Source organism: Loktanella sp. SALINAS62 (assembly GCF_018263905.1).
GTDB lineage: Bacteria > Pseudomonadota > Alphaproteobacteria > Rhodobacterales > Rhodobacteraceae > Loktanella.
Genome location: NZ_JAAFZU010000085.1, coordinates 1 through 461 on the forward strand (window position 1 = coordinate 1; position 461 = coordinate 461).

A 461-nucleotide genomic window follows, 5' to 3' on the forward strand; every position below is an offset into this window, starting at 1 on the left:
TTCCTTGATCAGGTGTTTTCACTCAGCGACCGGCTGACGGTGCTGCGCAACGGCCAGCACATCGTGACAACCAACACGGCTGACACGAACCGGGTCGATCTGATCCACCACATGCTGGGCCACGAACTGGTCGAAGCCGAACAGCGCCATGTTGCGCGCACCGGCGGCGCGGAACTACTGACTTTCAAGGGGCTCGCCCACCGCAACAGGATCGAACCCTTCGATCTGAAGGTGCGCGCGGGCGAAGTCATCGGGCTGGCCGGGTTGCTGGGTGCCGGCCGCACCGAAACCGCCGATGTGCTGTTCGGCCGGACCCCCGCCGATCAGGGCACGGCCACCGACGAGAATGGCAAGCTGGACATCACCACGCCCCGCATGGCCATCGCCGCAGGCTTTGGTTACGCGCCAGAGGACCGCAAGACCGACGGGATCGTGGCGGATCTGTCGGTGCGCGAAAACAT

At 64.6% G+C, this 461-nt stretch carries 1 pseudogene; it reads left to right on the forward strand.

The window, feature by feature from the left end:
• A pseudogene (locus GZH79_RS18575) lies at window positions 1-461 on the forward strand (sugar ABC transporter ATP-binding protein); the annotation flags it as partial.